Source organism: Nocardioides sp. (genome assembly GCF_035429765.1).
In the GTDB taxonomy this organism is placed as follows: domain Bacteria; phylum Actinomycetota; class Actinomycetes; order Propionibacteriales; family Nocardioidaceae; genus Nocardioides.
The window spans coordinates 1-5,227 of the sequence record NZ_DAOMFK010000217.1 but is presented as its reverse complement, the minus strand read 5'-3'; the positions used below and the strand labels follow the sequence as shown (position 1 = coordinate 5,227).

Here is a 5,227-nt window from a genome sequence, read left to right as displayed (position 1 = left end):
GCAGCGGGGGCGGCGGGCCCGGGGTCGGGCTGCCCGACGGCCAGCCGGATCGCCGCGCTCTCCGCGGGGTCCGAGGCGGTCCCCGGCGCCAGGAGTACGGCGGGCAGGCAGGCGAGCGCGACCACGGCCCCGAGCGCGGCGTACCTCCTCACGGCACCACTACAGCACGCCGCCGCGACGATCCGCAGGAAGGGGGCAGGACCGGTGCGAAGTGGCGGGCCGCCGCGTCGCCGTGCACGGCTCGCCAGCCCCAGCCGTTAGCCTGAGTCCATGACTTCCGCTGCGCCGTTCGGCACCGTCCTCACCGCGATGGCGACCGCCTTCCGTGACGACGGCTCCGTCGACCCGGAGGGCACCGCGCGCATCGCCGAGCACCTCGTCGCCCACGGTCACGACGGGGTCGTGGTCTCCGGGACCACCGGCGAGTCGCCCACCACCAGCGTCGCCGAGGCCTCCGCGGTCCTGCGGGCGGTGATCGACGCGGTCGGGGACCGGGCGAAGGTCGTGGCGGGGGTCGGCACCAACGCGACCGCGCACTCGGTGGAGCTGGCGCGTCAGGCCGCGCAGCTCGGCGCCGACGGGCTGCTGCTCGTGACGCCGTACTACAGCAAGCCCTCGCAGGCCGGCGTGCTGCACCACTTCCGCACCGTCGTGGAAGCCACCGACGTCCCGGTCGTCCTGTACGACGTGCCCGGGCGCACCGGGATCGCGATCGCGCCCGACACCTACGCGCGGGCGGCGGAGTGGGACACCGTGGTGGCCGTCAAGGACGCTGTGGGCGACTTCGCGCGCGGGGTGCGCCTCATGCGCGACACCGGGCTGGCCTTCTACTCCGGCGACGACTCCGCGAACCTCGGCTGGCTGGCGCACGGCGCGGTCGGGTTCATCTCCGTCGCCGGGCACGCCTGCGGCGACCAGCTGCGCCGGATGGCCGAGGAGTTCCACGCCGGCGACCACGCGGCCGCGCTGGCGACGTACCGCTCGCTGCTGCCGGCCATCGACGCGATGATGGGCGTGCCGAACTACGGCGCCACCACCGCCAAGGCCGCCCTCCAGCTGCTCGGCGTGCTGGACAACCGGAACGTCCGCAGCCCGCTGGTCCCGCTCGACGAGGACGAGGTGGCCGCGCTGCGTGCCGGGCTCGCCGCCTCGCACCTCCTCTGACCGACTCTGACCCACCCCGACCGTGACCCACCAGGAGCCTTCGTGAGCCACCCGCACCCCGAGCTCACCACCCCACCACCGCTGGCGAAGGGTGGCCTGCGGGTCATCCCGCTCGGAGGATTGGGCGAGATCGGCCGCAACATGACCGTCTTCGAGTACGACGACCGTCTGCTGGTCGTCGACTGCGGCGTGCTGTTCCCCGAGGAGCACCACCCCGGCGTGGACCTGATCCTGCCCGACTTCGACGCGATCCGGGGCCGGCTGGACCGGATCGAGGCGCTCGTGCTCACCCACGGCCACGAGGACCACATCGGGGCGGCGCCGTACCTGCTGCGCGAGCGCGGCGACATCCCGCTGGTCGGCTCGGAGCTGACCCTTGCCCTGCTGGGGTCGAAGCTGCGCGAGCACCGGCTGAAGGAGACCGTCCAGCACGTCGTGAAGGAGGGGGACCGGATCACCCTCGGCCCCTTCGACCTCGAGTTCGTCGCCGTCAACCACTCGATCCCCGACGCCCTCGCCGTCGCGATCCGCACCGGCGCCGGCCTCGTCCTCCACACCGGCGACTTCAAGATGGACCAGCTGCCGCTGGACTCCCGGATCACCGACCTGCGGGCGTTCGCCCGGCTCGGCGAGGAGGGCGTGGACCTCTTCCTCACCGACTCGACCAACGCCGAGGTGCCCGGTTTCACCACGCCGGAGGTGGACATCGCGCCGGTGCTGGACCGGGTCTTCCACCAGAGCCGGCAGCGGATCATCGTGGCCTGCTTCGCCTCCCACGTGCACCGGGTCCAGCAGGTGCTCGACGCGGCGGTCGCGCACGGCCGCAAGGTGGGCTACGTCGGCCGCTCGATGGTGCGCAACATGGCGATCGCCCAGGACCTCGGGTACCTCACCGTCCCGCCCGGGGTGATGGTGGACGCCAAGGAGCTCGCCGACCTGCCGCCCGAGCGGCAGGTGCTGGTCTCCACCGGCTCCCAGGGGGAGCCGCTCTCGGCGCTCAGCCGGATCGCGCAGCGCAACCACCACCTGGTGCACATCGAGGAGGGCGACACCGTCATCCTGGCCTCCTCGTTGATCCCCGGGAACGAGAACGCCGTCTACCGGGTGATCAACGGGCTGGCCCGGTGGGGCGCCACGGTCGTGCACAAGGGCAACGCCCTGGTCCACGTCAGCGGCCACGCCAGCGCCGGCGAGCTGCTCTACTGCTACAACGTGGTCCGGCCCCGCAACGTGCTCCCCGTGCACGGGGAGGTCCGCCACATGCGGGCCAACGCCGCGCTGGCGCGGGCCACCGGGGTCCCCGCCGAGAACGTCGTGGTGGCCGAGGACGGGGTGGTCGTCGACCTGGTCGAGGGCGAGGCGCGCATCGCCGGCAAGGTCGACTGCGGCTACGTCTTCGTCGACGGGGCCTCGGTCGGCAACATCACCGAGTCGTCGCTGAAGGACCGCAGGATCCTCGGCGAGGAGGGCTTCATCTCGGTGATCGTGGTGATCGACTCGGTCACCGGCAAGGTCGTCAGCGGCCCGGAGATCCACGCCCGCGGGTTCGCCGAGGACGACGCCACCTTCGACGAGATCCGCCAGCCGATCGTCGACGCGCTGGACGCGCTGCTGCGTGAGGGCGTCGACGACTCCTTCCAGCTGCAGCAGGCGGTACGCCGTACCGTCGGGCGCTGGGTGAACAGCACCCACCGACGCCGGCCGATGATCGTGCCGGTGGTCATCGAGGCGTGAGCCGGGCGACCCAGAGCTCCTCGGCGGGCCACCGGGCCGCCCACTCCGCCGAGACGATCTCGTAGAACGGGTGGTCGGCGGCGTCCGCCGGGGCGTAGAGCTCGTGCAGCGCCTCGACGGCGAACCCCGCCCGCCGCAGCAGCCGCACCCAGTCGCCGTGCGAGGGGTGGAACTCCACACCCCCGCCGCTCCAGTGCACCCGGTAGGCCTCCCGCTGACCCCGCACCAGCCGCTCCTCGGCCACCCCCTCCTCGGCGGGCACGCACAGGGCGGAGAGCAGGCTGTTGGTGAGGAAGACCAGCCGGCCCCCCGGACGCAGCAGCCGGGCCGCTTCCGGGAGCCACCGCTCCGGGTCGCACCAGGCGGCGGCGCCGTGCTCGCTCACCACCAGGTCGCAGCAGCCCGACCGCAGCGGCACCCGCTCGGCGTCGGCCTGCAGGAGCGGGAACACCGTTCCGTGCCGCCGCTGCAGCCGGTGCGCCGTGGCCAGCTGCTCGGCCGACAGGTCCACCGCGACGACCCGGGCACCGGCGGCGGCGAGCCACGCGGAGAAGTACGCCGTCCCCGCGGCCAGCTCGACCACGTCGAGCCCGGCGACCTCCCCGAGCGCGCCGACCTGCGCGTCCGGCATCCGGAACAGCCCCCACGCGACCCCCGCGCGTGACCAGAGCCCGTCGGCCTCCGCGTCGGTGAAGCGCGCGTTGAGGACGCTCCACAGCTCCCGGTTGAGGGCGACCTCCGCGTCCCTGCCGCCCACCGCAGCGACCTCAGCCGAGGCCGAGGACGCCGAGCACGATCAGCGCCTGTCCGGTGTGGTAGGTGGTCATCACGGCCACCCGGGCCCAGGAGCGCGGCTGCACGAACCGGTCGACGGCCAGGATGGTGTCGCTGGCGAGGAAGACCGAGGCGCCGACCGCGACCAGTGCCACCCCGGTGGCCCAGGCGGCCAGCGTCATCGCCGAGATCACCGCCATGTAGACCGCGACCGGCACAGAGAGCGCCGGGCCGTCGCTGCGCTGGGTGGCCGGGAGCACCCCCCGGGCGAGGGCGAGCGCCACTACGACCACCACCAGCCCGGCCATCGCCCAGCCGGGCCGGTCCATCCCCAGGGTCAGGAAGGAGCCGAGGTAGGCCAGGTGGCCGACCAGGAACGCGGCCAGGCCGGCTTGGAACCGGGCCGTGGACGGCGAGAGCAGCATCACGTCCCCGAGCAGCCCGAAGGCGAGCGCCACCAGCAGCCAGAGGCCGGCGGCGGAGTCGGTGGCGCCCATCGCGAGCGCCGTGGCGATCAGGGCGGCCAGCGTGGCCGGCTTGGCCCACCGCTCGGTCCGGGTGTCGTGGCGGGCGACCGCCACCCAGTCGGTGACCGCGCAGGCGCCGGTGAGGAGCCAGAGCAGCAGGGTCGTCATCCGGTCACCGGCCTCACCGGCTGATCATGGCACGCCCGGTGGCGTCGGGGTGCACGGCGGTCCGGTACGCGCCGAGGCGGACGACCTCGTCCATGGCGTCGAGCCCGATCACGCCGTGGGTGATCCACACGATCGAGCGGCCGCGCCGCTCGTCGAGGATCTCCTCGGCCACCCGGCGGGCGGTGTCGGCGTCGAGGTGGGCGGTCGGCTCGTCGAGGACCAGGACCGGCTGGTCGGCCAGCAGCGCCCGGGCCACGGCGATCCGCGCCCGCTCGCCGCCGGAGACGTGGGCGCTGCCCTCGCCGACCATCGTGTGGAGGCCTGCCGGCAGGCTGCGGACCCAGGGCCCGAGGTGGGCGGCCTCCAGCGCGGCCGAGACCTCCGCGTCGGTGGCGTCGGGCCGGGCCAGACGCACGTTCTCCACCACGGAGGACCCGAACACGTGCGGGTCGTCGTCGACCAGGCCGGTCACCCGGCGTACGTCGTCCAGCGCGAGGTCGCGCAGGTCGGTGCCGGCCAGGCTCTGCCGGCCGGCACGGGGGTCGAGGAACCGCATCAGCAGGGCGGCGTAGGTGGACTTGCCGGTGCCGGACGCCCCGACCAGGCCGATCCGCGCGCCGGGCTCCAGGCGCAGGGACAGGTCCCGGAAGGCGTCCTGGGGTCCCCAGCCGGCGCTCACCCGCCGGCTCTCGACGGTCGGCCGGGTGAGGTCGGGGTGCTGCGGCCGCTCGGGGTCGGTCACGGCGGGCGACGTCGTGGCGAGGGCGGCGAGCCGCTCCTCCGCGGCCCTGGTGCGCACCGCCAGCGCTCCAGCGTCGGGCAGCGGCGAGAACGCGTCGACCAGCGCGACCGGCAGCATCACCAGCAGGGCGAGGGTGGCCGCCGGCAGGGTCTGCGGGCCAGCCGCAAGGGGCGCCGCG

General features: G+C 74.3%; 5 protein-coding genes. 2 read left to right on the top strand and 3 right to left on the bottom strand.

The genetic code is table 11. The features are described 5' to 3' along the window. The first annotated feature begins 270 nt into the window (after window positions 1-270). Together dapA and PLP61_RS14820 are read left to right on the top strand one after the other, a co-directional pair. Window positions 271-1,164, top strand: a complete 894-nt coding sequence (gene dapA, locus PLP61_RS14825; protein WP_324503524.1) for a 4-hydroxy-tetrahydrodipicolinate synthase — start codon at window positions 271-273, stop codon at window positions 1,162-1,164. A 42-nt stretch (window positions 1,165-1,206) separates the two neighbouring features. After that, window positions 1,207-2,898 carry a ribonuclease J gene (locus PLP61_RS14820; protein ID WP_324503523.1) on the top strand — a complete coding sequence of 564 codons (1,692 nt, stop codon included), beginning with the start codon at window positions 1,207-1,209 and terminating at the stop codon, window positions 2,896-2,898. On the opposite strand, the gene PLP61_RS14815 is transcribed toward PLP61_RS14820, so the two are convergent. From PLP61_RS14815 to PLP61_RS14805, 3 genes are all read right to left on the bottom strand, one after another. Beyond that, a complete protein-coding gene (locus PLP61_RS14815) occupies window positions 2,885-3,655 on the bottom strand; it encodes a class I SAM-dependent methyltransferase (RefSeq protein ID WP_324503522.1) in 771 nt (256 codons plus the stop codon). The genes PLP61_RS14820 and PLP61_RS14815 overlap by 14 nt on opposite strands. A gap of 10 nt (window positions 3,656-3,665) precedes the next feature. After that, window positions 3,666-4,307 (bottom strand): lysoplasmalogenase, encoded by a 642-nt coding sequence (locus tag PLP61_RS14810; RefSeq protein ID WP_324503521.1) that lies wholly within the window; start codon window positions 4,305-4,307, stop codon window positions 3,666-3,668. Between the two features lie 13 nt (window positions 4,308-4,320). Next, a partial coding sequence (locus PLP61_RS14805; protein WP_324503520.1) for an amino acid ABC transporter ATP-binding/permease protein occupies window positions 4,321-5,227 on the bottom strand: 907 nt, incomplete at its 5' end.

Coding starts and splice junctions, on each gene's coding strand:
- dapA (WP_324503524.1), top strand. CDS start 271: ATGACTTCCGCTGCGCCGTTCGGCACCGTCCTCACCGCGATGGCGACC.
- PLP61_RS14810 (WP_324503521.1), bottom strand. CDS start 4,307: ATGACGACCCTGCTGCTCTGGCTCCTCACCGGCGCCTGCGCGGTCACC.